The sequence below is a fragment of the Candidatus Obscuribacterales bacterium genome (assembly GCA_036703605.1).
In the GTDB taxonomy this organism is placed as follows: Bacteria; Cyanobacteriota; Cyanobacteriia; order RECH01; family RECH01; genus RECH01.
The window spans coordinates 1-1,000 of record DATNRH010001183.1 but is presented as its reverse complement, the minus strand read 5'-3'; the positions used below and the strand labels follow the sequence as shown (position 1 = coordinate 1,000).

The window sequence follows — 1,000 nt, the reverse complement described above, 5'->3', positions numbered from 1 at the left end:
CCTCTGATGATTCAGCAGCGAACGCATCAAATGCCTCTCTGTCATGCCTGTCTATGAATACCCACTCCAAATCGTATGACTGCGCCCCTGATATATAGTCCCACGAGAGCAGGGATTTCCCTTCTGCCGTGTATGAGTGTGCTAGCCTATAATTGCTCTCCATGGAGAGCGGAAGGCGGTCGACGCGGTAGTAGAGGAAGTCCAATGAGATATATCCGCTGATTGAGGCCGCGGGTTCGCCCATGCTGTACACCCTCCATTCATATTGGGTTTCATCGGAGCATGAAATCCCTTCGGGCGTGGCATCGAAAGTCCATGAGGAGAGTACAGTCCCCGATTCTGCGCCGATGCGCAGGTCTATTCTCTCATTGGGCGTGAGCTCCTGCTCGGATCCATTGGGGGCTATGGCGAATAAAGCCGCCTGCATTTCAAATGTCCAAGTCAAATCGGGCGTCCTTGCCTCCGCATCGAGCTGCAGGCGGAAGCCAACGTGGTAGCTACCCTCAAGGCAGGTTTCCTCGGGGAAGATGGGCATAGCGAATAATGCCCCGTCGGGGAGCTGATTCTGGGGGCTGTTCAGCGATTCGAGCGTTCGATAACTGTTGCTGTAGGTCAGGCTCAGCGACTCATCACGTCCAGGATGCTTCTGGCTGAAGGCATCAATACCCCCGAGAAGTATAAGCACCAAGATGCTGACGGTGCGTAAGGCTATATGTAGGCTATATCTTTGGCTCATGGCTGAATAGTCTTGGTGCTGTTCTGTGTTTCCCTAGCTTTTTTTGATGAATAGTACTTTCTCCTTGCTGTAAATTGTCAATAGTGGAACTCTAGGGTTAGTTACTATATAGTAGTAGATGCCTGAGCTTGTCGCTTGGTAGCTTGTTCCTGTCGCTCCTTCGATGGCTGTTCCTTGCAATACTGGCGTTTTTTTTACATACCATTGGTATTGGTTATCTGGCACATCCTCTTGGAAATCTACTTCCAGCAGTATATTGCCCTG

The 1,000-nt window shown here is 50.7% G+C and carries 2 protein-coding genes; both read right to left on the bottom strand.

What is annotated here, in order from left to right; translation table 11 throughout:
• A partial coding sequence (locus V6D20_24460; GenBank protein HEY9818934.1) for a hypothetical protein occupies positions 1–688 on the bottom strand: 688 nt, incomplete at its 3' end.
• Between the two features lie 81 nt (positions 689–769).
• On the bottom strand, positions 770–1,000 hold a 231-nt coding region (locus V6D20_24455), incomplete at its 5' end, for a hypothetical protein (protein HEY9818933.1).